This is a genomic window from Pseudomonas baltica (assembly GCF_014235765.1).
Classification (GTDB): Bacteria; Pseudomonadota; Gammaproteobacteria; order Pseudomonadales; family Pseudomonadaceae; genus Aquipseudomonas; species Aquipseudomonas baltica.
In genome coordinates this window covers 182,928-208,111 of record NZ_JACMYH010000004.1, presented here as the reverse complement: position 1 = coordinate 208,111, position 25,184 = coordinate 182,928, and the positions used below count along the sequence as shown (strand labels likewise).

27 protein-coding genes are annotated in these 25,184 nt (G+C 63.9%); 15 read left to right on the top strand and 12 right to left on the bottom strand.

Annotation, left to right across the window (positions count from 1 at the left end):
* The first annotated feature begins 114 nt into the window (after window positions 1-114).
* From metX to H7993_RS15380, 5 genes are all read left to right on the top strand, one after another.
* Window positions 115-1,254: a homoserine O-succinyltransferase MetX gene (gene metX / locus H7993_RS15400; RefSeq protein WP_185794908.1), complete on the top strand. Its 1,140-nt coding sequence runs from the start codon at window positions 115-117 to the stop codon at window positions 1,252-1,254.
* A gap of 7 nt (window positions 1,255-1,261) precedes the next feature.
* Window positions 1,262-1,882: a methionine biosynthesis protein MetW gene (metW, locus tag H7993_RS15395; protein ID WP_122795929.1), complete on the top strand. Its 621-nt coding sequence runs from the start codon at window positions 1,262-1,264 to the stop codon at window positions 1,880-1,882.
* Between the two features lie 100 nt (window positions 1,883-1,982).
* Window positions 1,983-2,579 carry an RdgB/HAM1 family non-canonical purine NTP pyrophosphatase gene (gene rdgB / locus H7993_RS15390; RefSeq protein ID WP_043191521.1) on the top strand — a complete coding sequence of 199 codons (597 nt, stop codon included), beginning with the start codon at window positions 1,983-1,985 and terminating at the stop codon, window positions 2,577-2,579.
* Window positions 2,576-3,763 carry a radical SAM family heme chaperone HemW gene (gene hemW / locus H7993_RS15385; RefSeq protein WP_185794907.1) on the top strand — a complete coding sequence of 396 codons (1,188 nt, stop codon included), beginning with the start codon at window positions 2,576-2,578 and terminating at the stop codon, window positions 3,761-3,763. The genes rdgB and hemW overlap by 4 nt, the downstream gene beginning before the upstream one ends.
* A gap of 11 nt (window positions 3,764-3,774) precedes the next feature.
* Window positions 3,775-4,098, top strand: a complete 324-nt coding sequence (locus H7993_RS15380) for a DUF3392 domain-containing protein (RefSeq protein ID WP_122480515.1) — start codon at window positions 3,775-3,777, stop codon at window positions 4,096-4,098.
* A 10-nt stretch (window positions 4,099-4,108) separates the two neighbouring features.
* On the opposite strand, the gene trmB is transcribed toward H7993_RS15380, so the two are convergent.
* The 4 genes from trmB to H7993_RS15360 all read right to left on the bottom strand — a co-directional run bounded on the left by trmB (window position 4,109) and on the right by H7993_RS15360 (window position 6,347).
* On the bottom strand, window positions 4,109-4,831 hold the full coding sequence (gene trmB, locus H7993_RS15375) for a tRNA (guanosine(46)-N7)-methyltransferase TrmB (RefSeq protein ID WP_122480516.1): 723 nt from the start codon (window positions 4,829-4,831) through the stop codon (window positions 4,109-4,111).
* Window positions 4,832-4,840: 9 nt separating this feature from the next.
* Window positions 4,841-5,635 carry a thiazole synthase gene (locus H7993_RS15370; RefSeq protein WP_122480517.1) on the bottom strand — a complete coding sequence of 265 codons (795 nt, stop codon included), beginning with the start codon at window positions 5,633-5,635 and terminating at the stop codon, window positions 4,841-4,843.
* A gap of 54 nt (window positions 5,636-5,689) precedes the next feature.
* Window positions 5,690-5,905, bottom strand: coding sequence for a sulfur carrier protein ThiS (thiS, locus tag H7993_RS15365; protein WP_342030363.1), 216 nt, complete (start codon window positions 5,903-5,905; stop codon window positions 5,690-5,692).
* Between the two features lie 70 nt (window positions 5,906-5,975).
* Entirely contained in the window at window positions 5,976-6,347 is a 372-nt protein-coding gene (locus H7993_RS15360; protein ID WP_122480518.1) for a DUF423 domain-containing protein, read from the bottom strand.
* Window positions 6,348-6,426: 79 nt separating this feature from the next.
* Between H7993_RS15360 and mtgA the strand changes: the two genes are divergently transcribed.
* Window positions 6,427-7,149: a monofunctional biosynthetic peptidoglycan transglycosylase gene (gene mtgA / locus H7993_RS15355; protein WP_122480672.1), complete on the top strand. Its 723-nt coding sequence runs from the start codon at window positions 6,427-6,429 to the stop codon at window positions 7,147-7,149.
* A gap of 104 nt (window positions 7,150-7,253) precedes the next feature.
* On the opposite strand, the gene rpoH is transcribed toward mtgA, so the two are convergent.
* The 4 genes from rpoH to ftsY all read right to left on the bottom strand — a co-directional run bounded on the left by rpoH (window position 7,254) and on the right by ftsY (window position 11,437).
* Window positions 7,254-8,108 (bottom strand): RNA polymerase sigma factor RpoH, encoded by an 855-nt coding sequence (gene rpoH, locus H7993_RS15350; RefSeq protein WP_043191535.1) that lies wholly within the window; start codon window positions 8,106-8,108, stop codon window positions 7,254-7,256.
* Between the two features lie 154 nt (window positions 8,109-8,262).
* The gene (gene ftsX / locus H7993_RS15345; RefSeq protein ID WP_122714503.1) at window positions 8,263-9,294 is read right to left on the bottom strand and encodes a permease-like cell division protein FtsX; all 1,032 of its coding nucleotides are present in this window, start codon (window positions 9,292-9,294) and stop codon (window positions 8,263-8,265) included.
* Complete coding sequence (gene ftsE / locus H7993_RS15340; protein ID WP_122480520.1) at window positions 9,291-9,962, bottom strand: cell division ATP-binding protein FtsE; 672 nt, start codon at window positions 9,960-9,962, stop codon at window positions 9,291-9,293. Before ftsE ends, ftsX begins: the two co-directional genes overlap by 4 nt.
* A complete protein-coding gene (gene ftsY, locus H7993_RS15335) occupies window positions 9,959-11,437 on the bottom strand; it encodes a signal recognition particle-docking protein FtsY (RefSeq protein ID WP_185794906.1) in 1,479 nt (492 codons plus the stop codon). The genes ftsE and ftsY overlap by 4 nt, the downstream gene beginning before the upstream one ends.
* Before the next feature lie 232 nt (window positions 11,438-11,669).
* Here ftsY and H7993_RS15330 point away from each other — a divergent pair, with 232 nt between their 5' ends.
* The 4 genes from H7993_RS15330 to H7993_RS15315 are packed head-to-tail and all read left to right on the top strand — an operon-like array spanning window position 11,670 to window position 16,136.
* A complete protein-coding gene (locus H7993_RS15330; RefSeq protein WP_185794905.1) occupies window positions 11,670-13,025 on the top strand; it encodes a M16 family metallopeptidase in 1,356 nt (451 codons plus the stop codon).
* Window positions 13,018-14,493: a M16 family metallopeptidase gene (locus H7993_RS15325; protein WP_185794904.1), complete on the top strand. Its 1,476-nt coding sequence runs from the start codon at window positions 13,018-13,020 to the stop codon at window positions 14,491-14,493. Before H7993_RS15330 ends, H7993_RS15325 begins: the two co-directional genes overlap by 8 nt.
* Complete coding sequence (gene rsmD / locus H7993_RS15320) at window positions 14,493-15,080, top strand: 16S rRNA (guanine(966)-N(2))-methyltransferase RsmD (RefSeq protein ID WP_185794903.1); 588 nt, start codon at window positions 14,493-14,495, stop codon at window positions 15,078-15,080. Before H7993_RS15325 ends, rsmD begins: the two co-directional genes overlap by 1 nt.
* Window positions 15,081-15,104: 24 nt before the next feature.
* Entirely contained in the window at window positions 15,105-16,136 is a 1,032-nt protein-coding gene (locus tag H7993_RS15315; protein WP_185794902.1) for a hydrolase, read from the top strand.
* Here the strand turns inward: H7993_RS15315 and H7993_RS15310 are convergent.
* Entirely contained in the window at window positions 16,099-16,953 is an 855-nt protein-coding gene (locus H7993_RS15310) for a sulfurtransferase (protein WP_185794901.1), read from the bottom strand. The genes H7993_RS15315 and H7993_RS15310 overlap by 38 nt on opposite strands.
* 268 nt (window positions 16,954-17,221) lie before the next feature.
* Here H7993_RS15310 and coaD point away from each other — a divergent pair, with 268 nt between their 5' ends.
* Window positions 17,222-17,704, top strand: coding sequence for a pantetheine-phosphate adenylyltransferase (gene coaD / locus H7993_RS15305; RefSeq protein ID WP_122480527.1), 483 nt, complete (start codon window positions 17,222-17,224; stop codon window positions 17,702-17,704).
* Window positions 17,705-17,805: 101 nt separating this feature from the next.
* Window positions 17,806-18,057: a YfhL family 4Fe-4S dicluster ferredoxin gene (locus H7993_RS15300; protein WP_043191560.1), complete on the top strand. Its 252-nt coding sequence runs from the start codon at window positions 17,806-17,808 to the stop codon at window positions 18,055-18,057.
* A gap of 34 nt (window positions 18,058-18,091) precedes the next feature.
* Here H7993_RS15300 and H7993_RS15295 read toward each other — a convergent pair whose 3' ends face one another.
* Together H7993_RS15295 and mutM are read right to left on the bottom strand one after the other, a co-directional pair.
* Complete coding sequence (locus H7993_RS15295; protein ID WP_185794900.1) at window positions 18,092-18,436, bottom strand: multidrug transporter; 345 nt, start codon at window positions 18,434-18,436, stop codon at window positions 18,092-18,094.
* A gap of 109 nt (window positions 18,437-18,545) precedes the next feature.
* Window positions 18,546-19,358, bottom strand: a complete 813-nt coding sequence (gene mutM, locus H7993_RS15290) for a bifunctional DNA-formamidopyrimidine glycosylase/DNA-(apurinic or apyrimidinic site) lyase (protein WP_185794899.1) — start codon at window positions 19,356-19,358, stop codon at window positions 18,546-18,548.
* A 184-nt stretch (window positions 19,359-19,542) separates the two neighbouring features.
* On the opposite strand from mutM, the gene H7993_RS15285 reads away from it, so the two are divergent.
* The 3 genes from H7993_RS15285 to H7993_RS15275 all read left to right on the top strand — a co-directional run bounded on the left by H7993_RS15285 (window position 19,543) and on the right by H7993_RS15275 (window position 24,590).
* Window positions 19,543-20,739 (top strand): class I SAM-dependent rRNA methyltransferase, encoded by a 1,197-nt coding sequence (locus H7993_RS15285; protein WP_122480530.1) that lies wholly within the window; start codon window positions 19,543-19,545, stop codon window positions 20,737-20,739.
* Between the two features lie 411 nt (window positions 20,740-21,150).
* Window positions 21,151-22,992 carry a dihydroxy-acid dehydratase gene (ilvD, locus tag H7993_RS15280; protein WP_122480534.1) on the top strand — a complete coding sequence of 614 codons (1,842 nt, stop codon included), beginning with the start codon at window positions 21,151-21,153 and terminating at the stop codon, window positions 22,990-22,992.
* 206 nt (window positions 22,993-23,198) lie between these two features.
* Window positions 23,199-24,590, top strand: coding sequence for an L-cystine transporter (locus H7993_RS15275; RefSeq protein WP_122480535.1), 1,392 nt, complete (start codon window positions 23,199-23,201; stop codon window positions 24,588-24,590).
* 58 nt (window positions 24,591-24,648) lie between these two features.
* On the opposite strand, the gene H7993_RS15270 is transcribed toward H7993_RS15275, so the two are convergent.
* Complete coding sequence (locus H7993_RS15270) at window positions 24,649-25,161, bottom strand: dihydrofolate reductase (protein ID WP_185794898.1); 513 nt, start codon at window positions 25,159-25,161, stop codon at window positions 24,649-24,651.
* Window positions 25,162-25,184: the final 23 nt, after the last annotated feature.

Here is a 25,184-nt window from a genome sequence, read left to right as displayed (position 1 = left end):
TCACGCACGCGGCAAACGCTCCCTGCCTGCGTGCCTCGAACCCCGCCAAGCGCTGCTTGCCCCTGTGCCCCGCGCTCTTTAGACTTACGCCTCATTCAAGCGTGAGCAGGGTCGATGTCCACTGTCTTTCCCGATGATTGCGTCGGTCTGGTCGCTCCACAAATTGCCCACTTCAGCGAACCCCTGGCCCTGGCCTGCGGACGCTCGCTGCCCGCCTACGACCTGATCTACGAGACTTACGGCCAGCTCAACGCCAGTGCCAGCAACGCGGTGCTGATCTGCCACGCGCTGTCGGGCCATCACCACGCCGCCGGCTACCACTCCGCCGACGACCGCAAGCCGGGTTGGTGGGACAGCTGCATCGGTCCCGGCAAGCCCATCGATACCAACCGCTTCTTCGTGGTCAGCCTGAACAATCTGGGCGGCTGCAACGGTTCCACCGGGCCCAGCAGCATCGATCCCGACACCGGCAAACCGTTCGGCGCCGATTTCCCGGTATTGACCGTCGAAGACTGGGTTCACAGCCAGGCCTGCCTGGCAGACGCCCTGGGAATCACCCAGTGGGCGGCGGTGGTTGGAGGCAGCCTGGGCGGCATGCAGGCCTTGCAGTGGACCATCACCTACCCCGAGCGCGTTCGTCACTGCCTGGCAATCGCTTCGGCGCCCAAGCTCAGCGCACAGAATATCGCCTTCAACGAGGTGGCGCGCCAGGCCATCCTGTCCGACCCCGAGTTCCATGGCGGTGATTTCCAGGCCCGCGGGGTGATTCCCAAACGCGGCCTGATGCTGGCGCGCATGGTCGGGCACATCACGTACCTGTCGGATGACTCGATGGGCGAGAAATTCGGCCGTGGCCTGAAGAGCGAAAAGCTCAACTACGATTTCCACAGCGTGGAATTCCAGGTGGAAAGCTACCTGCGTTATCAGGGCGAGGAATTCTCCGGTCGCTTCGACGCCAATACCTACCTGCTGATGACCAAGGCGCTGGACTACTTCGACCCCGCCGCAGCTCACGACGATGATCTGGCCGCCACGTTCGCCCATGTGCAGGCCAAGTTCTGCGTGATGTCGTTCACCACCGACTGGCGTTTTTCGCCAGCGCGCTCGCGCGAGTTGGTCGACGCCTTGATGGCCGCGAAGAAAGACGTCTGCTACCTGGAAATCGACGCGCCGCAGGGGCATGACGCTTTCCTGATCCCCATTCCACGGTATCTGCAGGCGTTCAGCAGCTACATGAACCGCATTGCACTGTGAGGCATCCATGAGAGCTGACCTAGAAATCATCCAGGACTGGATCCCTGCCGGCAGCCGCGTGCTCGACCTGGGCTGTGGCAATGGCGAGTTGCTCGCCTGGCTGCGCGACCACAAGCAAGTCACCGGCTACGGCCTGGAAATCGATGCGGACAACATCACCGAATGCGTGCGCAAGGGCATCAACGTCATCGAGCAGGACCTGGACAAAGGCCTGGGCAACTTCGCCAGCAACAGTTTCGACATCGTGGTCATGACCCAGGCGCTGCAGGCGGTAGAATACCCTGACCGTATTCTCGACGAAATGCTGCGAGTCGGTCGCCAATGCATCATCACCTTCCCCAATTTCGGCCACTGGCGCTGCCGTTGGTACCTGGCCAGCAAGGGCCACATGCCGGTATCCGAGTTCCTGCCGTATACGTGGTACAACACGCCGAACATCCACTTCTGCACCTTTGCCGACTTCGAGGCCCTGTGCAGCGAGCGTCGCGCGCAGGTGCTCAACCGCCTGGCAGTGGATCAACAGCACCGCCACGGGTGGGCGAGCAAGATCTGGCCCAACCTTCTGGGCGAGATCGGCATCTACCGGGTCAGCAGCCCCGGGCTGCGCGAGCATCGGGTGGCGGTGTAGACCTCTTATTCGCGGGCTCTGCCCGCGAAGCAGACGACTGGATTCACCAGACAGACCGCATGAACTGGCTCTTTGAACCCTTCGGAACCCATTCACAACCATGATCAACTTCACCCAACTCGTCCTCGCCAGCCATAACGCCGGCAAGCTCAAGGAACTGCAGGCCATGCTCGGCGGGGCGGTGCAACTTCGTTCGGTCGGTGAATTCAGCCAGGTCGAGCCCGAGGAAACCGGGCTGTCGTTCGTCGAGAACGCCATCCTCAAGGCACGCAACGCCGCACGCCTGTCCGGCCTGCCTGCGTTAGCCGACGACTCCGGCCTGGCCGTGGACTTTCTTGGCGGTGCTCCGGGCATCTATTCGGCGCGCTATGCCGATGGCCAGGGCGATGCCGCCAACAATGCCAAGCTGCTCGACGCCTTGCAGGGCGTGCCCGACGAGCAGCGCGGCGCGCAGTTCGTCTGCGTCCTGGCCCTGGTGCGGCACGCCGACGACCCGCTGCCGATCCTCTGCGAAGGGCTGTGGCACGGTCGCATCCTGCACGCCGCCAGCGGCGCTCACGGATTCGGCTACGACCCGTTGTTCTGGGTGCCCGAACGCAATTGTTCCAGCGCCGAACTCGACCCGACACAGAAGAACCAACTGAGCCACCGCGCCCGTGCCATGGCCTTGCTGCGCCAACGCTTGAGCCTTGCATGAACGACCGACTGCTTTATCCGCCGGCGCCGCGTCCCGACCAGGCGCTGGTGCAGCTGCCACCGCTGGCGCTGTACGTCCACATCCCCTGGTGCGTGCGCAAATGCCCGTACTGCGACTTCAATTCCCACACTGCCAGCCCGGTTCTGCCCGAAGAAGAATACATCGATGCCCTGCTGGCCGACCTGGACCAGGACTTGCGCGCGGTCTACGGACGCCCGCTGAGTTCGATCTTTTTCGGCGGCGGCACGCCCAGCCTGTTCAGCGCAGCCGCCCTGGGCAGACTGCTGGCCGGCGTCGAGCAACGCATCGCCTTCGCGCCCGACATCGAGATCACCCTGGAGGCCAACCCCGGGACCTTCGAACAGGACAAGTTCGTCGCCTATCGCAAGCTGGGGATCAACCGCCTGTCCATCGGCATCCAGAGCTTCCAGCCGCAGAAGCTCGAGGCGCTGGGCCGCATCCACACCGGTGACGAAGCCTTGCGCGCTGCCGAAATGGCGCGCCGAGCCGGTTTCGACAACTTCAACCTGGACCTGATGCACGGCCTGCCCGATCAGTCCCTGGAAGAGGCACTGGACGATCTGCGCCAGGCCATTGCCCTGGCGCCCACGCACCTGTCCTGGTACCAGCTGACCCTGGAACCCAACACGGTGTTCTGGAACCAGCCACCCGTGCTGCCCGAGGACGATATTCTCTGGGACATCCAGGAGGCCGGTCAGGCCCTGCTGGCCGAGCATGGCTTCGGCCAGTACGAAGTGTCGGCCTATGCCAGGCCAGGCAAGGCAGCGCGGCACAACCTCAACTACTGGAGCTTCGGCGACTTCATCGGCATCGGCGCCGGTGCCCACGGCAAGCTGAGCCACCCTGATGGACGCATCGTGCGTACCTGGAAAACCCGCCTGCCCAAGGATTACCTGAACCCCGCCAAGCCATTCAAGGCCGGCGAGAAGGCCTTGACCGCAGACGAGCTGCCCTTCGAGTTCCTGATGAACGCGCTGCGCCTCACCCAGGGCGTCGATGCCGGGCTGTTCGCGCAACGCACCGGCCTGTCCCTGCAGTCACTGGCGACGGCACGCGCCGGCGCCGAACAAAAGGGCCTTTTACAGGTCGAACCGACGCGTCTGGTCGCCACTGCCCGCGGGCAGTTGTTCCTCAACGACCTGCTGCAATACTTCCTGGTATAAGGATTGTCCTGATGGATTTCGTGCTCGATCTGCTCGCCACCGTGTCCCGCTGGGGCCGAGGCAACCTTTCGGAGATCTCCCTGGCCTTGGTGGGCTGTGTGCTGGTGCTGTTCGGCGCCGATGTGAAGGCGTGGGCCGAGGGCCGCCTGGGCTCGCTCTCGGGCATGCTGCGAGTGCCCCTGATCGCCTTGATGTGCGTGATCGGCAGTGGCGCGGCCTTGATCTATGCCACGCCCTGGGTGCTGAAGGGGTTGAGCCAGTTCAACAACTACAGCCTGGCGCCGGTGCTGTTGGTGGTGTTGGTGCTGCTGGGGATTGTCGCTGATCGCAAATGATGCGTGAGCCTCAATCGACCTTCTCGAACTTCAGATCCCACACCCCATGCCCCAGCCGCTCGCCGCGGCGTTCGAACTTGGTCACCGGCCGCTCGGCCGGACGCGGTACGCAACCGCCATCGGCCGCCTGGTTGCGGTAACCGGGCGCAACGTTCATGACTTCCAGCATGTACTCGGCATAGGGTTCCCAATCGGTCGCCATGTGCAGCACACCACCGACTTTCAGCTTGCTGCGAACCAGTTCGGCGAACGCCGGCTGGACGATGCGCCGCTTGTGGTGGCGCGCCTTGTGCCAGGGGTCCGGAAAAAACAGCAGCAGGCGATCCAGGCTGTTGTCGGCAACGCACTGCTTGAGCACTTCGATGGCATCGCAGTCGTAGACCCGCAGGTTTTTCAGGCCCTGGGTCAGGACGCCGTTGAGCAGCGCGCCAACGCCAGGCCGGTGTACTTCAACACCGATGAAATCCAGCTCCGGCGAGGCCGCTGCCATCTCGAGCAGCGAGTGGCCCATGCCGAAGCCGATCTCCAGGGTGCGCGGCGCAGTGCGGCCGAACACCTGGTCAAAGTCGGCCGGTTCATCGGTCAGTGGCAGCACGAACAGCGGCTTGCCCTGGTCCAGGCCACGCTGCTGACCTTCGGTCATGCGTCCGGCGCGCATCACGAAGCTCTTGATAGCGCGGTGCTGGCGCGGTTCGCCTTCGTTGGACGTTGGCGTTTCTTGCGAGTCAGTCATCGGGGGCTCTTACTTGATCAGGCCATCCAGCGGCGAAGAGGCGCTGGCATAGAGTTTTTTCGGCATGCGCCCGGCCAGATAGGCCATGCGCCCGGCAATGATGGCGTGCTTCATGGCCGCGCCCATCATGATCGGATCCTGCGCGTGGGCGATGGCCGAGTTCATCAGCACCGCTTCACAGCCCAGTTCCATGGCTATGGTGGCGTCGGACGCGGTACCCACGCCGGCATCGACCAGTACCGGGACCTTGGCCTCTTCCAGGATGATCTGCAGGTTGTACGGGTTGCAGATACCCAGGCCAGTGCCGATCAAGCCAGCCAGCGGCATGACTGCGATGCAGCCGATCTCGGCCAACTGGCGGGCGATGATCGGGTCATCACTGGTGTAGACCATCACGTCGAAACCGTCCTTGACCAGCACTTCGGCGGCCTTGAGGGTTTCGATCACGTTGGGAAACAGGGTCTTCTGGTCGGCCAGCACTTCCAGCTTGACCAGGTTGTGGCCATCGAGCAGCTCGCGGGCCAGGCGACAGGTGCGCACCGCCTCCACGGCGTCGTAGCAACCGGCGGTGTTGGGCAGAATGGTGTAGCGATCCGGCGGCAGCACGTCGAGCAGGTTCGGCTCGCCGGGGTTCTGGCCGATATTGGTGCGGCGCACGGCGACCGTGACGATCTGGGCGCCCGAGGCTTCGATGGCCAGGCGCGTCTGCTCGAGGTCGCGGTACTTGCCTGTGCCGACCAGAAGGCGCGACTCGAAGGTGCGACCGGCCAGGGTGAATGGCTTGTCAATGCGAGCATTGCTCATCGGAATTCCTCTGCTGAGGTAAAGATACGAACGTGGAAGGTGCCGGCGACTCGATCAGCCGCCGCCGATGGCGTGAACCACTTCGATCTGGTCGCCCTCGCCCAGTACGGTGTCACCGTGCTGGCTGCGCGGGACGATGTCCTGGTTCAGCTCGACGGCCACGCGGCGGCCGACCAGCTCGAGACGGACCAGCAGCCCGGCAACGGTTTCGCCGTCGGGAAGTTCGAAAGGGTCGCCGTTCAATTGAATGCGCATGCGGTCGGCAGCCATCATTTTTTGGGGGTCGCCATTCTAGCCCGATCGCCGAGGATTCCCAAGGCCAAGCCGACCACCCGCGCGATCAGCCCAGGCGCCAGGCGACCATACCCAGGCACAGCCAACCGGCGAGCAAGGCCAGGCCGCCGAACGGGGTCACGATACCCAGCTTGCTGACGCCGGTCAGGGTCAACAGATACAGGCTGCCCGAGAACAACACGATACCCAGACAGAACAGCGCGCCCGCCCAGCCCACCAGGCGCCCTGGCACATGGACGCTGAGCAGCGCGACCCCGAACAACGCCAATGTGTGGATAAGTTGATAGCTGACGCCGGTCTGGAAAATGGCCAGGTACTCGGCGCTCAGGCGGTTCTTCAAACCGTGGGCGGCGAAGGCGCCGAGCGCTACACCGGTAAAGCCGAAGAACGCAGCCAGCATCATGAACGTACGCAGCATCCAGGTGTGTCCTCATAAAGCCGTGTTGCACTGCAGGGTCTGTATAATGGCCCGCTCACCCGGCCAGGCCAAGCCCTTCATGCTGCAATCCTTCTTCCGCCGTCTGTGCAAGACCCTGCTCTGGTTCGTCGCCGCAAGCGTGGCCGTGGTGGTGATCTTTCGCTTCATTCCACCGCCGGGCACCATGCTGATGGCCGAACGCAAGATCGAATCCTTGATCGACGGCCAGCCGATCGACCTGCAACGCGATTGGCAACCCTGGGCGAACATTGCCGACGATCTCAAGGTGGCGGTGATCGCCGGCGAAGATCAACGTTTCGCCGAGCATTGGGGCTTCGACATCGCCGCCATCCGTGCAGCGTTTGCGCACAACGAAGAAGGTGGCTCGCTGCGCGGTGCCAGCACTCTGAGCCAGCAGGTGGCGAAGAACGTATTTCTATGGTCGGGCCGCAGCTGGTTGCGCAAAGGCCTGGAGGCGTGGTTCACCGGTCTGATCGAGATGTTCTGGTCCAAGCAGCGCATCCTCGAGGTCTACCTCAACAGTGCGGAATGGGATGACGGCGTGTTCGGCGCCGAAGCGGCCGCGCGGCATCATTTCGGCGTGGGCGCGGCTCAACTGTCCCGCCAGCAAGCCAGCCTGCTGGCCGCCGTGCTGCCCAACCCGCGCAACTGGAGCGCCAGCCGGCCCAGCCCTTACGTGGCTCGCCGCGCGGGCTGGATCCGCCAGCAAATGGGCCAACTGGGCGGGCATGACTATCTTCTGCGCCTCAACATGCCGCGACCGGCGCCCTGGGCGGATTAGGCCACGTCTGTGTGAGAGTGCGGCAAGCCCTCTCCAGCAAAGACTTCCTGCCAGGCAACAAAAAGCCCCGAACCAGTCGGGGCTTTTCAATTCGACACATCACATCAAGCCGCGATCGAAACCTTCAGCTTGTTCATCGCACTCTTTTCCAACTGACGAATGCGCTCGGCCGACACGTTGTACTTCTCGGCCAACTCGTGCAGCGTCGCCTTTTCCTCGGCCAGCCAGCGCTGGTAGAGGATGTCACGGCTGCGATCGTCCAGCACCTGCAGGGCTTCGTGCAGGTTGGTGTTGGAGTTGTCGCTCCAGTCGGCGTCTTCGAGTTGGCGCGCCGGGTCGTAGCGATGGTCTTCCAGATAGTTCGCCGGGGACTGGAACGCACTGTCGTCGTCTGCTTCGGCAGCCGGATCGAAGGCCATGTCATGGCCGGTCAGACGGCTTTCCATCTCGCGGACTTCACGCGGCTCCACACCGAGGCTTTCGGCCACGCGGTGCACTTCCTCGTTGTTCAGCCAGGCCAGACGCTTCTTCTGGCTGCGCAGATTGAAGAACAGCTTGCGCTGCGCCTTGGTGGTCGCCACCTTGACGATGCGCCAGTTGCGCAGAATGAACTCGTGAATTTCAGCCTTGATCCAGTGCACGGCGAACGACACCAGGCGCACACCCATTTCCGGGTTGAAACGCTTCACGGCCTTCATCAGGCCGACGTTGCCTTCCTGGATAAGGTCGGCTTGAGCCAGGCCGTAGCCCGAATAGCTGCGCGCGATATGCACGACGAAACGCAGGTGAGCGAGCACCATCTGCCGAGCCGCTCCAAGATCCTGCTCATAGTAGAGACTCTCGGCCAGTTCACGCTCCTGCTCGGGTGTCAGCAAGGGAATGCTGTTCACCGTGTGCACATAGGCTTCCAGGTTCGCACCCGGCACCAGTGCATAAGCAGGTTGCAAAGAAGTGGTCATACGAAAAAACCTCCGACTCACATGACTCGTGCCCGTGGGCACTGCGAAAAATTGACCGGAAACCAGTGGACAAGTTCCCTATGACGCTTTAACGGTCAATGACAATAAATTTAACTTGAATACACGTTCACACAGCACACATATCTGTTGGAGGCTAACGCGGCGCCAGTTCGCGCAGGTGCCGCCAGACCGCAATCCACGCACCGATATACCCTAACAATACCGCGCCTAGCAAGAGCGACAAGCCGTCGGCGACGGGAACTCCACCCAAGGCGAAGTCGCTGCCGTACAGGCCGGAAAGCCCGGTGACCGCATCGTTGAGCCAATCCAGGCCGAAGGCCAGGATGCCCCAGGCAAAAATGCCTGCACCGAAGCCGTACAGCGCCCCCATGTACAGGAAAGGTCGACGCACGTAGCTGTCCGTGCCCCCTACCAGTTTGATGACCTCGATTTCGATGCGCCGGTTCTCGATGTGCAGACGAATGGTGTTGCCGATTACCAGCAGCAACGCCGACACCAGCAGCAGGGTCAGGCCGAACACGAACCGGTCGCCCAGCTTGAGAATCGCCGCCAGGCGCTCCACCCATACCAGGTCCAGCTGCGCCTGCTGCACCTTGGGCAGTTCGGCGAGTTGCTGGCGCAGGGTTTCCAGGGCGGCCTTGTCGATTTCCAGCGGGGTGACCACCACTACACCGGGCAGTGGGTTCTCGGGCAGCTCCTTGAGCGCCTCGCCCAGCCCGGACTGCTGCTGAAACTCGCCCAGCGCCTGCTCGCGACTGATGAACTCGGCCTGCGCCACGCCCGACAGCCCCTTGATCTGCGTCACCAGGGCCTGGCCCTCGCGCTCGCCGGCATCGAGTTCCAGGTACAGCGAAATTTGCGCCGCGCGCTGCCACGAACCGCCCAGCCGCTCGACGTTCTTGAGCAGCAGGGACAGGCCCATGGGCAAGCTCAAGGCCACGGCCATGACCAGGCAGGTAAAGAAGCTGCCGATCGGCTGCTTGCCCAGACGGCGCAGGCTGTCGACCCAACTGGCGCGATGGCTTTCGACCCAGGCGCGCAGCAAGCTGCTGAACGGCGGCCCGTCGTCTTCGTCACGCTGGCGTTTCTTCGGCTTCTGCGGTGTGGGCTCGCCGCCCTTGGGCGCTACCCGGTCCGCGACCTTGGGGCTGCGTGTCGCACTCATTGTCCTGCCTCTCCGTCACCGATCAGGCGTCCGCGCTGCAGCGTCAGCATGCGGTGACGCATGCGCGCGATCAGCGCCAGATCGTGGCTGGCAATCAGCACACTGGTGCCTAGCCGGTTGATGTCTTCGAAGACCCCCATGATCTCGGCCGCCAGACGCGGGTCGAGGTTGCCGGTGGGTTCATCGGCGAGCAGCAAGGCTGGCTGATGGACGATGGCCCGGGCAATGCCCACGCGCTGTTGCTGGCCCGTCGACAAGTCGCCGGGGTACAGGTCGGCCTTGTCCGCCAATGCCACGCGCTCGAGCGCCGAATCGACCTTCTTGGCGATTTCCGGCTTGCTCAAGCCGAGAATCTGCAGCGGCAAGGCGATGTTGTTGAACACCGTACGGTCGAACAGCAGTTGGTGATTCTGGAACACCACGCCGATCTGGCGGCGCAGGAACGGGATCTGCGCATTGGTGATCTGTCCCAGGTCTTGGCCGGCCAGCAGCAGCTTGCCGCTGGTGGGCCGTTCCATCGCCAGCAGCAGGCGCAGCAAGGTACTTTTGCCCGCGCCCGAATGACCGGTAACGAACAGGAATTCGCCACGCCGCACCCGGAAGCTCAGTTCATGCAGACCGACATGGCCGTTGGGGTAGCGCTTGGCAACCTGTTCGAATCGAATCATGAAGGCTCCCGCTCGGCGAACAAGGCCTGGACGAAGGGTTCTGCCTCGAAGGTACGCAGGTCATCGATGCCCTCGCCCACGCCGATGTAGCGAATGGGCAGGCCGAACTGCTTGGCCAGCGCGAAGATCACCCCGCCCTTGGCGGTGCCGTCGAGCTTGGTCAGGGCCAGGCCGGTCAAGGCCACGGTCTGGTTGAACTGCTTGGCCTGGTTGATCGCGTTCTGCCCGGTACCGGCATCGAGCACCAGCAGCACTTCGTGCGGCGCCTGCTCGTCAAGCTTGCCCATCACCCGACGGACCTTCTTCAGCTCTTCCATCAGGTTGTCCTTGGTGTGCAGACGACCTGCAGTGTCGGCGATCAACACATCGATACCGCGCGACTTGGCGGCCTGCACGGCGTCGAAGATCACCGAGGCGGAATCGGCACCGGTGTGCTGGGCGATGACCGGGATATTGTTGCGCTCGCCCCACACCTGCAACTGCTCGACGGCTGCGGCACGGAAAGTGTCACCCGCCGCCAGCATGACCTTCTTGCCTTCGAGCTGCAGCTTCTTGGCCAGCTTGCCGATGGTGGTGGTCTTGCCGGCGCCGTTGACGCCCACCACCAGAATCACGAACGGCTGGTGCTCGGCCTTGATCACCAACGGCTGCTCGACCGGCCGCAGCAGGGCGGTCAGCTCGCTTTGCAAAGCCTTGTACAAGGCGGCGGCATCGGTCAGTTCCTTGCGTGCCACCCTGCGGGTCAGGCTCTGGATGATCACCGACGTGGCCTCGACGCCGACGTCGGCGGTCAGCAGGCGGGTTTCCAGCTCTTCGAGCAGGTCGTCGTCAATGATCTTGTTGCCCAGAAACAGGCTGGCCATGCCTTCGCCAAGGCTGGCGCTGGTCTTGGCCAGGCCCTGCTTGAGGCGGGCGAAGAAGCCGGTCTTGGTCTGCCCTGGAGGTTGCGCGGCAGCAACGGCAGGCGTCGGCGCTTCGACACGGGGCGCAGCGACGGTTGCCACGGGCATTTGCACTGGCAACGGTGGCGCAGGTACGGGGGCTGGCGCGCTGGGCGCCGCAGGCGCTGGTGGCGAAACAGGAACATGAGCAGGCTCGACGACCACCGGGGCCGGCGCTTCCGGCCGCGGAGCAATGACCGGCGGCGTTTGCGGGGCATCGTCCTCGACCAGCGCCACGGGCTCCTCGGGAACCGGGAGCACCAGGCCGTGCGGGGCAGGCTGCTCGAGCGGTGCGGCAGCGGGCTCGGCCTGCGGCGCCAGAACCGGCTCCGGTGCGAGCGCCACTGCAGCTTCCACGGAAGCCTGCGGGATCGCCTCGGCAGCGGCGTCGGCTGCTGCAGGCAGATCCTGGGCGGCAGGGGTTGGCGGCTGTTCGGCGACAGGTGTCTGCGGCTTCTTGCGCAGCCATCCGAACAGGCCTTTCTTTTCACCGGCCGGGGCCGGGGTCTTTTTGTCGTCGTTGGAACCAAACATGGAAGACGGCTATCTCAAGGTAGCGACGCGCCAGGCGGCGAGTCGGAAAAAATTCGAAGACGCAACACAGACTGCTTTTACGCCGGCTCGTTCACGCGCAACATTTTGTCGAGTTGCCCGGGCAGGTTCATGCCTTCCAGGCATGGCCCCCAGCGAACCGGATCAGTATCCTAGCACCTCCTCGCCCGTAGACGCTAAGGCCACGCGGGCAGCTCTCAAGGTTCTGAATCCCATGAATGTCCTCGCCCGCCGCGCCGCAGGCCTGCTGCTCTGCACGCTCAGCCTGCCTTTGGCGGCTTTTGCCGCCGATACACAGCCCACGCACGAATTCACCCTGGACAACGGCCTCAAGGTCGTCGTGCGCGAGGATCACCGCGCCCCGGTGGTGGTTTCCCAGATCTGGTACAAGGTCGGCTCCAGCTACGAAACCCCCGGCCAGACCGGCCTGTCCCACGCCCTTGAACACATGATGTTCAAGGGCACCGACAAACTGGGCCCCGGCGAAGGCTCGCGCATCCTGCGCGACCTCGGCGCCGAAGAAAACGCCTTCACCAGCGACGACTACACCGCCTATTACGAAGTGCTGGCCAAGGACCGCCTGGCCGTGGCGTTCGACCTCGAAGCCGACCGCATGGCCAGCCTCAGCCTGCCCGCCGAAGAATTCGCTCGGGAAATCGAAGTCATCAAGGAAGAACGCCGCCTGCGCACCGACGACAAGCCCAGCGCCAAGGCGTACGAGATCTTCAAGGCCATGGCCTTCCCGGCCAGTGGCTACCACACGCCCACCATCGGCTGGATGGCCGACCTGGAACGCATGAAGGTCGAAGAGCTGCGCCATTGGTACCAGGCCTGGTACGTGCCCAACAACGCCACCCTGGTGGTGGTGGGCGACGTCAAGCCAGACGAGGTCAAGGCCCTGGCCCAACGTTTCTTCGGCAACATCGCCCGGCGCCCCACCCCACCGGCGAAGATCCCGCTGGAACTGGCCAACCCCGGCCAGCGCCTGGCCACATTGCATGTCCGCACTCAACTGCCGAGCCTGCTGTACGGCTTCAACGTCCCAGCCCTGGCCACTGCCGACAAGCCGCGCGATGTCCAGGCCCTGCGGCTGATTTCCGCACTGCTCGACGGCGGCTACAGCGCGCGCATGGCCACACGCCTCGAACGCGGCGAGGAACTGATCTCCAGCGGCGGCGCCCGGTACGATGCCTTCACCCGCGGCGACAGTCTGTTCTTCATTTCCGCGACGCCCAATGCGCAGAAGAAAAAAACCCTCGCCGATGTCGAGAAAGGCCTCTGGAAACTGCTCGACGAGCTCAAGACCACGCCGCCCTCGGCCGACGAGCTGGAGCGCGTGCGCGCTCAGGTCATCGCCGACCTGGTCTACAGCCGCGACTCCATCAGCAGCCAGGCCACCACCATCGGCATGCTCGAAATCGTGGGGCTGTCGTGGAAACTCATGGACAGCGAACTCGAAGACCTCAAGAGCGTGACGCCGCAGGACATCCAGAGCGCCGCACGCACCTATTTCACCCGCGATCGCTTGAGTATCGCCCACGTTCTGCCAGAGGAAGCCGCTCATGAGTGAGCCCACCACCCCCCGTCGCCTCCTGGCTGGCTCGACCCTTCTGGTGCTAGTCGGCTGCCTGGCCACTTTCGCCGTCCAGGCTGCGGACGCCACCGGCGCTGGCCAACCCGCGCGCGGCCTGCAATCGGTGAGCGAGCAGGGCAACACCGCACCCAGCCATCGCCGCCTCGACATTCAAAGCTGGAAAACCGCCGAAGGCGCCAAGGTCCTGTTCGTCGAGGCCCATGAGCTGCCGATGTTCGACCTGCGGCTTACCTTCGCCGCCGGCAGCAGTCAGGATCAGAACCATCCCGGCATCGCCGTGCTGACCAATGCCATGCTCAACGAAGGCGTGGCCGGCAAGGACGTCAGCGCCATCGCCCAAGGCTTCGAAGGCCTGGGCGCGGACTTTTCCAACGGTGCCTATCGCGACATGGCCGTCGCGTCGTTACGCAGCCTCAGCGATACCGACAAGCGCACCCCTGCCCTCAAGCTGTTCGCCGAGGTCGTCGGCAAACCTACCTTCCCGGCAGACGCCCTGGTACGCATCAAGAACCAACTGCTCGCCAGCTTCGAATTCCAGAAGCAGAACCCTGCCAAGCTGGCCAGCAACGAGCTGTTCACGCAGCTGTATGGCAGCCATCCGTATGCACACCCCAGCGAGGGCGACGCCAAGAGCCTGCCGCGTCTGAGCATCGAGCAGCTGCGGGCCTTCCATCAACGTGCCTATGCTGCAGGCAACGCGGTGATCGCCATCGTCGGCGACCTGTCGCGCGGCGAAGCCGAGCAGATCGCCGCACAGGTATCCAGCGCCCTGCCCAAGGGCCCTGCGCTGGCCAAGCCGGCGCAACCAGCCGCGCCCGCAGCCGGTGTGACCCATATCGACTTCCCGTCCAAGCAGACGCAGATGTTCATCGCGCAGCTGGGCATCGACCGCAAGGACCCGGATTTCGCCGCGCTGTCCATGGGCAACCAGATCCTGGGCGGCGGTTCCTTCGGTACCCGCCTGATGAGCGAGGTCCGGGAAAAACGCGGGCTGACCTATGGGGTGTACTCGGGCTTCACGCCGATGCAGGTGCGCGGTCCGTTCCTGATCAACCTGCAGACCCGTGCCGAGCTCGGCGACGGCACCTTGAAGCTGGTGCAGGACATCCTGCGCGATTACCTCAAGACCGGCCCCACCCAGGAAGAGCTGGACAACGCCAAACGCGAACAAGCCGGCAGCTTCCCGCTATCCAATGCCAGCAACGCGAGCATCGTCGCGCAACTGGGCGCCACCGGTTTCTACGACATGCCGCTGACCTGGATGGAAGACTTCCTGCAGCAATCCCAGGCGCTGACCGTGGAGCAGGTGAAAGCTGCGATGAACAAACATCTGGATGCCGATAAACTGGTGATCGTCACGGCTGGCCCCAAGGTTGCGCAGCAACCGTTGCCGGCCCCTACGGACACACCCAATGAGCAACCGCTCGGCGTACCGGAGCACTGATGGCCAGCGTCAAAACCAAGCAACCCCATGGTGGCCAAGGCCACCTGCGCATCATTGGCGGCCAGTGGCGCAGCCGCAAACTGAGCTTCCCGGAAGCGCCCGGTCTGCGCCCTACCCCGGACCGGGTGCGTGAAACACTGTTCAACTGGCTGGCAGCGCACATCGAAGGTGCCAGGGTGCTGGATGCCTTCACCGGCAGCGGCGCGCTGTACCTCGAAGCGCTGTCGCGCGGCGCCAGCATGGCACTGGCACTGGATGCCAATGCCAGTGCCATTTCCAGCCTTCGGCACAATCTGGATCTGCTCGGTTGCGCCACGGGCCAGTTGCTGCAAAGCGATGCGCTCAAGTACCTGGAAACCCAGACCCCAAGCGCATTCGACCTGGTGTTCCTCGACCCCCCTTTCCACCAGAACCTGCTGCCAGCCACCTGCACACTGCTTGAAGACAAAGGCTGGCTGGCCGCGCGAGCCTGGATCTACACGGAGAGCGAGGCACCGCCCTCTGCGCTGCAGATGCCGGCAACATGGCGCCTGCACCGCGAGAAGAAAGCCGGACAGGTTTACTACTCCCTGTGGCAGCGTGGCTGACACAGGCTTGCCAAGGCAGCCACGTTGAACGCAACACACCCCAGCTTCCGCCCGGCCCTTGGGCTGGGCAACCCGCATCTACAGACGCTGTGGGGCCCTTTGTGGCGCAAGCAACCGGCACTGGCGCGCGAGCGCGAACGCCTGTGGCTGGAGGACGGCGACTTCGTCGACCTCGACTGGCACGGCCCACACGCACCCCATGCGCCACTGGTGCTGGTATTGCACGGCCTGACCGGATCATCCAACTCGCCCTACGTCGCCGGCCTCCAACGGCAGTTGGGGCTGCACGGTTGCGCAAGCGTGGCCGTCAACTGGCGCGGCTGCTCCGGCGAGCCCAACCTGTTGGCGCGCAGCTACCATTCCGGCGCCAGCGAAGACTTGCTGCACGTACTCGACCACCTGGGCAGGCAACGACCCCTGGCGCCGCTTTACGCCGTCGGTTATTCACTGGGTGGCAACATCCTGCTCAAGCACCTGGGTGAAAGCGGAGCGAACAGCCCATTGCAGGCCGCGGTGGCGGTATCGGTGCCGTTTCGCCTGGACCAGTGTGCCGACCGCATGACCCAGGGGTTTTCCAGGGTGTACCAGGCGCATTTCATGCGCGCCATGCTCGGCTACCTGACCGACAAGCGCAGCCGCTTCCAGCACGAGGGGCAGCACGAGGGACTGGCCGCGCTCGAAGCGCTGGGCTCGCTGCAGGGCATCAGGACCTTCTGGGATTTCGACGGGCAGGTCACGGCTCCGCTGCACGGTTTCAAGGATGCCCAGGACTACTATCGCCGCTCGTCGAGTCGGTACTACCTGGGCGGCGTCGCCAAACCCACGCTGATCATCCAGGCCAAGGACGATCCGTTCGTGTTTCCCCACAGCCTGCCCACCGCCGAGGAGATGTCGCCCTGCATCGAGTTCGAACTGCATGCGCGGGGCGGGCACGTCGGCTTCGTCGATGGCAGCCTGCGCAACCCCGGCTATTATCTGGAGCGGCGCATACCGCAATGGCTGAACCAGTGGATCGAGTTCATGGCCCCTTCTGCACGGGCCGCTGCGGGTCGGTGATCCAGTCGCTCCAGGAGCCTGGATACAGCGTCGCCAACGGGTAGCCCGCCAGGGCCATGGCGAACAGGTTGTGGCAGGCGGTGACGCCCGAGCCGCAGTAGGCCACGGCCTGTTCCACAGGACGGCCCTTGAGTTGAGCATCGAACCGCTCACGCAACTGCTCCACAGGGAGAAAGCGCCCATCGGGCCCCAGGTTCTCGGTAAAGGCTGCGCACTGTGCGCCGGGAATATGCCCCGCCACAGGGTCGATGGGTTCGACCTCGCCCAGAAACCTGGGCAATGCGCGTGCGTCCAGCAAGGTCAACCCGGGCGCTTGCAGGCGCGCCTGCAGCTGGGCCGCATCGACCACACGCTCGTTGTCGGGCGCCGCGATGAAATCGCCTGGATCGGTGGACGCCGCATCCAGACTCAAAGGCAGTCCGGCGGCATGCCACGCCGCCAGCCCGCCGTCGAGAAGGAAGACGCCGTCGCGCTTGCCCAGCCAGGTCAGCAGCCACCACGCACGTGCCGCATAGGCACCCGGCCCGTCATCGTAGAGAACCACCCGACTGTCTGCATCGATGCCCCAACGCTGCAGCCGTTCCTGCAACTGTCCAGGCTCGGGCAGCGGATGACGCCCGGTGACGCCCCTGACCGCCGGGGCGCTGAGGTCACGGCCCAGGTCGGCGAAACAGGCACCGGCGATGTGGCCCTCGGCATAGCTGCGCTGGCCGTAATCGGCGTCTTCCAGGCTGTAGCGGCAGTCGAGCAGGACCCATCCGGGGGAATCGATATGTTCGGCGAGCGCTTGCGGGCTGATCAGTTGCGCGAGGGGCATGAAGGACTCCGGCGGGGATGAATGATGGACCTGCGCGCAGCTGGAAAAGCTCGGGCAAGATCGATCGCGGCATGAATCACTGTAGCAGTCGGCACACCCGTTCGCGCGGCGCGTCGGGGCTGGCGGCCATCGTACAACGAGCGGTCGACCACCGCGACAGCGTGCCACAGGCGATCCTGCTTGCATTGCGCCATGGATGCAGGCTTGGCCCACCTCTCCGGCTGCGATACCATCGCATTCCCCAACAGATTCCCGCCAGGACGCCGTGATGAACCGAGTGTTGTACCCAGGTACCTTCGACCCGATCACCAAGGGTCACGGTGATCTGGTCGAACGCGCCTCGCGCCTGTTCGATCACGTGATCATCGCGGTCGCCGCGAGCCCCAAGAAAAACCCCCTGTTCGCCCTCGAGCAACGGGTGGAGTTGGCCCGCGAAGTGACGCGGCACCTGCCGAACGTCGAGGTCGTGGGCTTCTCGACCCTGCTCGCGCACTTTGCCAAGGAGCAGAACGCCAACGTGTTGCTGCGCGGCCTGCGGGCGGTGTCCGATTTCGAATACGAGTTCCAGCTGGCCAACATGAATCGGCAACTGGCCCCGGACGTGGAAAGCCTGTTCCTTACCCCTTCGGAACGCTATTCCTTCATTTCGTCGACGCTGGTGCGGGAAATTGCGGCCCTGGGTGGAGACATCACCAAGTTCGTCCACCCGGCCGTGGCCGAGGCGCTCACCCTGCGCTTCAGCAACAAGTAGCCGGCAAAGGTTGCGCCCGCGTGCACTGCGGGCGCTAATGCGGCACAATTGCGCCCATTGGTTTTCACATGCCTGGGCCGTTGTCTCGGGCCGGAGTCTTCATGTCCCTTATCATCACCGACGATTGCATCAACTGCGACGTCTGCGAACCCGAGTGCCCGAACGCTGCCATTTCCCAGGGGGAAGAGATCTACGTGATCGATCCCAACCTGTGTACCCAATGCGTAGGCCACTACGACGAGCCACAGTGCCAGCAGGTCTGCCCGGTGGACTGCATACCGCTGGACGAAGCGCATCCTGAATCCCAGGAACAGCTGATGGCCAAGTACAAGCAGATCACCGGCAAGCATTGATTCCAGCGCGCTGGCAGATGCGCCAGCGACAGGCTCAGTCGCGGTTGCCGTAGCCGCTCTGCGTGCAGCCCAGACAACGCACGAAGGCGGCCCTGCCCGGATCGACCACCAAGGCCTTGCCGCTGGCGCCGACGTTGCCACCGGCGGCGGTGAACGGCAATGCGATCACGAACAGCCCCGCGCCCACGATAGTGGCGGCCACCAGCAGCGGCCGCGCGATCAGCAGATCGCCGATCATGGCATAGGCCGGCGGATTCTGGATCTGGTAGGTCGGGTCACCGCTGCTGGTGCTCATGCTCGAATCGGCGGCAGTGGCCGGCACGACGTGCAGGCCGAAACTGACGACCAGCGCCAGCGACAGGGTTCGAAACAGGTTCATGGCACAATCCTTCTGCTCACGTGGGGCGACTGCGATTTGCGATGGGGTCATCAGGGATGCAAGTAACTATATCAGCTGCCCGCCATTGTGCAGGCCGCGCGCAGCCGGATCATGTCTGGCAGCGCGGGCAATACACGCTGGCACGCTGGCCCAGCTTGACCTCGCGCAGGGTGGTACCGCAGACCTTGCACAGCTGCCCACCGCGGCCATAGGCGAACAATTCTTGCTGAAAGTAGCCCGGCTGGCCATCCCCGCCGATGAAGTCGCGCAACGTGGTACCACCGCGTTCGATCGCGTAGGCCAGGATGCGCTTGATCTCGACCGCCAGGCGCAGGTAGCGGCCGCGCGATATGCCCCCTGCCGCGCGGCGCGGGTCGATACCGGCGGCGAACAGCGCTTCGGTCGCATAGATATTACCCACCCCGACCACCACCGCGTTGTCCATGATGAACGGCTTGACCGCCATGCTGCGGCCACGCGACAGCTGAAACAGCCGTTCGCCGTCGAACAGCTCGGTCAACGGTTCGGGGCCCAGACCCTGGAGCAATGTGTGGTTGAGCGCATCCAGGCTCCAGAACATGGCGCCGAAACGCCGCGGATCGGTGTAGCGCAAGGCCATGCCCGATTCCAGCTCGATGTCGACATGCTCGTGCTTGAGCGCCGGCAGGCCGGCTTCGACCAGGCGCAGGTTGCCCGACATGCCCAGGTGGCTGATCAAGGTGCCGACTTCGGCGTTGATCAACAGGTACTTGGCCCGCCGCTCGACGGCCACGATCCGCTGCCCGGACAACCGCGCATCCAGATCTTCGGGAATCGGCCAGCGCAGGCGCCGGTCGCGGACGATCACGCGGCTCACGCGCTGCCCTTCCAGGTGCGGGGCAATGCCCCGGCGAGTGGTTTCTACTTCGGGTAATTCAGGCATGGGGCCCCTGATGCGAAACGCGGATCGATAGGCAACCGTGCCCAGGCTCGACGCCTCGGACACCCTGAGATTCTAACCGCTAAGCCCCGCAGCGCCCACCGTGCGCACCGGGTCATTTGTCGAATGAGCCGTCGGCGACGGGGACGGCAGGTTATACTCCCGCTCTTTTTTCCGGAGCGACTTCATGTCCCTGCCCAGCCTTCGCCTCAAAGCCAACGCCGACCGCCGCCTGCGCGCCGGCCACCTGTGGGTCTACAGCAACGAGATCGACGTGGCCGCCACTCCGCTGAACGGGTTCCAGGCGGGCGATCAGGCCATTCTCGAAGCGGCGGGTGGCAAGCCCCTGGGCGTGGTTGCAATGAGCCCGAACAACCTGATCTGCGCTCGCTTGCTGTCGCGCGACGTCAAGCTGAGCCTGGACAAGTCGCTGCTGGTGCACCGCCTCAACGTGTGTCTGTCGTTGCGCGAGCGCCTGTTCGACAAGCCGTTCTATCGCCTGGTATTCGGCGATTCCGACCTGCTGCCGGGTCTCGTGGTGGATCGCTTCGGCGACATCCTGGTGGTGCAGCTGGCCTCGGCCACCATGGAACGCTACAAGGCCGATGTGATGGCCGCCTTGATCCAGGTGATCAAACCCAGCGGCATTCTGTTCAAGAACGACTCGGCCGCGCGTGATGCCGAAGGCTTGGAACGCTACGTGGAAAGCGCCTTTGGCGTGGTGCCGGAATGGGTCGCCCTGGAAGAGAACGGCGTGAAGTTCGAAGCGCCGGTGATGGAAGGCCAGAAGACCGGCTGGTTCTACGACCACCGCATGAACCGCGCGCGCCTGGCGCCCTACGTCAAGGGCAAGCGTGTGCTCGACCTGTTCAGCTACATCGGCGGCTGGGGCGTGCAGGCCGGTGCCTTCGGCGCCAGCGAAGTGTTCTGCGTCGACGCTTCGGGCTTCGCCCTGGACGGCGTCGAGCGCAATGCCGCGCTCAATGGCTTCGCCGAAAAAGTCACCTGTGTGGAAGGCGATGTGTTCGAAGCCTTGAAAGAGCTGAAGGCCGCCGAAGAACGCTTCGACGTGATCGTGGCTGACCCGCCCGCGTTCATCAAGCGCAAGAAAGACCTGAAGAACGGCGAAGGCGCCTACCGCCGTCTCAACGAGCAAGCCATGCGCCTGCTCAGCAAGGACGGCATCCTGGTCAGCGCGTCGTGCTCCATGCACCTGCCCGAAGACGACCTGCAGAACATCCTGCTGACCAGCGCCCGCCACCTGGACCGCAACATCCAGCTGCTGGAACGCGGCGGCCAGGGCCCGGACCATCCGGTGCATCCAGCGATTCCGGAAACGCGGTACATCAAGAGCATTACGTGCCGGTTGTTGCCTAATAGCTGACGTACCGCGGCGCCTGGTTCGCGGCCACGGACCGCTCCTACAGAGAATTGTGTCGCCCGTGGGAGCGGTCATCGGCCGCGAAAAGGACGACGTGCACTGGCTGATGCACCGCGGCGCCTGGTTCGCGGCCACAGACCGCTCCTACGGAGAATCAAGAGGGCCTGGCTGCGTCAGGCCTTACTGCCGATTACTTGCCCTGCCCCACGTTCCATCCTTCCCCCATGGGTGTAGAATCGTCCTACTCATCGCCAATCATCCCCCGGCGGGTTTATGAGCTCGGCCGAACGCGTGGCGATCCCGCAGCGTTACCGGCCTCATCCGCAAGCACGGCAACACACCGCCCGAGCGTGCCGCGGACCAGGAAAAGCTCAATCCCTCATTGCAACCCGATTAGCCGCCCGGAGTCGTTCCATGCCTGACTATCGCTCGAAAACGTCCACCCACGGTCGCAACATGGCCGGTGCCCGCGCGCTGTGGCGTGCCACTGGCATGAAGGACGACGATTTCAAGAAACCGATCATTGCCATCGCCAACTCGTTCACCCAGTTCGTGCCGGGGCATGTGCACCTCAAGGATCTCGGTCAGCTGGTTGCACGCGAAATCGAGCGCGCCGGCGGCGTGGCCAAGGAATTCAACACCATTGCCGTGGACGACGGCATTGCCATGGGTCACGACGGGATGCTGTATTCCCTGCCCAGCCGCGAGATCATCGCCGACTCGGTCGAGTACATGGTCAACGCCCACTGCGCCGATGCCATCGTGTGCATCTCCAACTGCGACAAGATCACTCCTGGCATGCTGATGGCCGCCTTGCGCCTTAACATTCCGGTGATCTTCGTTTCCGGCGGGCCAATGGAAGCCGGCAAGACCAAGCTGGCCAGCCACGGCCTGGACCTGGTCGACGCCATGGTGATTGCCGCCGACGATACCGCTTCGGATGAAAAGGTCGCCGAATACGAGCGCAGCGCCTGCCCGACCTGCGGTTCGTGTTCAGGCATGTTCACCGCCAACTCGATGAACTGCCTGACCGAAGCCCTGGGCCTGGCCCTGCCGGGCAACGGCTCCACCCTGGCGACCCACAGTGATCGCGAGCAGCTGTTCCTGCAGGCGGGCCGTACCATCGTCGAGCTGTGCAAGCGCTACTACGGCGAGAACGACGAGTCGGTCCTGCCGCGCAATATCGCCAACTTCAAGGCATTCGAAAACGCCATGATGCTGGACATCGCCATGGGTGGTTCGACCAACACCATCCTGCACCTGCTGGCCGCTGCCCAGGAAGCCGAGATCGAATTCGACCTGCGCGACATCGATCGCTTGTCGCGTACCGTGCCGCAGCTGTGCAAGGTCGCGCCGAACATTCAGAAATACCATATGGAAGACGTGCACCGCGCTGGCGGCATCTTCAGCATCCTCGGCTCGCTGGCCCGTGGCGGCCTGCTGCACACCGACCTGCCGACCGTGCACAGCCGCAGCATGGCCGAAGGCATCGCCAAGTGGGACATCACCCAGACCACCGACGAAGCGGTGCACCACTTCTTCAAGGCCGGCCCCGGTGGCATACCGACGCAAACCGCCTTCAGCCAGTCGACCCGCTGGGACACCCTGGACGACGACCGCGAAAACGGCTGCATCCGCAGCTTCGAACACGCCTACTCCCAGGAAGGTGGCCTTGCCGTGCTCTACGGCAACATCGCAATGGATGGCTGCGTGGTGAAGACCGCCGGCGTGGATGAGTCCATCCACGTGTTCGAGGGCAACGCCAAGATCTTCGAAAGCCAGGACAGCGCGGTGCGTGGCATCCTCGCCGACGAAGTGCAGGCCGGTGACATCGTGATCATCCGCTACGAAGGCCCCAAGGGTGGGCCGGGCATGCAGGAGATGCTCTACCCGACGTCGTACCTCAAGTCCAAGGGCCTGGGCAAAGCCTGCGCGCTGCTCACCGACGGACGTTTCTCGGGCGGCACGTCCGGTCTGTCGATCGGCCATGCATCGCCTGAAGCGGCGGCAGGTGGTGCCATTGGCCTGGTGCAGGACGGCGACAAGGTGCTGATCGACATTCCCAACCGCTCGATCAACCTGCTGGTGGACGATGCCGAACTGGCTGCCCGTCGTGCCGAGCAGGACAAGAAAGGCTGGAAGCCGGTCGAGGTGCGCCCACGCAAGGTGACCACCGCACTCAAGGCCTATGCCCTGCTGGCCACCAGCGCCGACAAGGGCGCGGTACGCAACAAGGCGATGCTCGACGGGCTGTAAGACGCCCTTCGCTGGCAGGACCCTGCGGCCGGTCTTCACGCAACCTCTGGTGAAGACCGGCCTCTTGCCGTGCAGGCCCAGACGCTTATTCCAAAAACGCCTAACGATCTTCCATTCCGATATTAATTACCTTTCGATTCAGGGTGTTAGCATTCGCGATTGACCAGCGTCCGTAGAGCCGCGGTCGTCAATCTTTCGGAGCTGACATGAACCTGCCCCTGCTGTTGAACCTGCTGATCTTCGCGGCATTGCTGCTGGGTCTGGCACAAACGCGTCGCACCGACTGGAGCCTGGCCAAGAAGGTCTTGCTGGGCCTTGCCCTGGGCGTTCTGTTCGGTATCGGCCTGCACACCGTCTACGGTGCCGGCCACCCTGTGCTCAAAAGCACCATCAGTTGGCTGGAACTGGTCGGCAACGGCTATGTGCAACTGCTGCAGATGATCGTCATGCCACTGATCTTCGCGTCCATCCTCAGTGCGGTAGCCCGTCTGCACAATGCCTCTTCGCTGGGCAAGATCAGCTTTCTGACCATCGGCACGCTGCTGTTCACCACCGCAATCGCAGCACTGATCGGTATCGGCCTGACCAACCTGTTCGGCCTGACCGCTGAGGGCCTGGTGGCCGGGACTCAGGAAACGGCACGTCTGGCGACGATCCAGAGCGACTACGCGGGCAAGGTGGCCGACCTCAATGTGCCGCAACTGCTGCTCTCGTTCATTCCACAGAACCCCTTCGCCGACCTGGCACGGGCCAAACCCACGTCGATCATCAGCGTGGTGATCTTTGCCGCGTTCCTGGGCATGGCGGCTTTGCAGCTGTTCAAGGACGATGCTGACAAAGGGGCGAAAGTGCTGGGTGCGATCGACGTGCTGCAGGCCTGGGTGATGCGTCTGGTGCGGCTGGTGATGAAGCTGACGCCCTACGGTGTGCTGGCCCTGATGGCCAAGGTGGTCGCCAGTTCCAACGTGCAGGACATCGTCAAGCTGGGCAGTTTCGTGGTGGTGTCGTACATCGGCCTGGCATTGATGTTCGCGGTGCACGGGCTGCTGCTGAGCCTGGCCGGGGTCAATCCGCTGCGGTTCTTCCGCAAGGTGTGGCCGGTGCTGACCTTTGCCTTCACCAGCCGCTCGAGCGCGGCGACCATTCCACTGAGCATCGAAGCGCAGACTCGTCGCTTGGGCGTACCTCAAGCGATCGCCAGCTTCGCCGCCTCCTTTGGCGCGACGATCGGCCAGAATGGCTGCGCTGGCCTGTATCCAGCCATGCTGGCGGTGATGGTCGCACCCACGGTTGGGATCAACCCACTCGATCCACTGTGGATCGCCACGTTGGTGGGCATCGTCACCCTGAGTTCGGCCGGTGTGGCAGGAGTGGGCGGCGGCGCGACCTTTGCTGCATTGATCGTACTGCCGGCAATGGGCTTGCCGGTCACCCTGGTGGCGCTGCTGATTTCAGTCGAGCCGCTGATCGACATGGGCCGCACGGCACTGAACGTGAGCGGGTCGATGGCGGCGGGCACCATTACCAGCCAAGTGATGGGTCAGACCGACCAGGCTTTGCTGGCAGCCGATGAGCACAAGGAACTGGCTTCGGCGTAACCGCTGCTGCCTGTTCGCGGGCGCCCTCTCGAACAGGCTGCGCGAACAGGCCATCCGATCATCTGCGCGCCCATACCTCGAGCGTGTAGGCCGGCTTGTCGTCGACCGCTTCGTTGGGCACGCTCGACACCCTCTGCCATCGGTTCTCGTCGAACTCGGGAAACCAGGCGTCCCCTTCCGGGTGCAAGGCTACCCGCGTCAGGTACAGGCGATCCGCCTGAGCAAGGCCCAGCGCGTACAGCTGCGCGCCACCAATGAGCATCACTTCCTCGGCGCCCTGTTCGCGAGCCCAGGCTTCGGCACGCTCGATGGCCGCCTGCAGCGAAGTGAACACTTCGGCACCCGGCAGTTGCAGGTCCGGCTGTCGGCTGACCACCAGGTTCAGGCGCCCCGGCAGTGGTCGGCCGAGCGAGTCCCAGGTCTTACGACCCATGATGATGGGCTTGCCCAGGGTGGTTGCCTTGAAATACTTGAAATCCCCCGGCAGGTGCCAGGGCATGCTGTTGTCGATGCCGATCACGCGGTTCTCGGCGAGCGCCGCGATCAGGCTTAAAGGGAGAGATGTCTTCATGGCCGGCAGAATAGCAGAGCCTC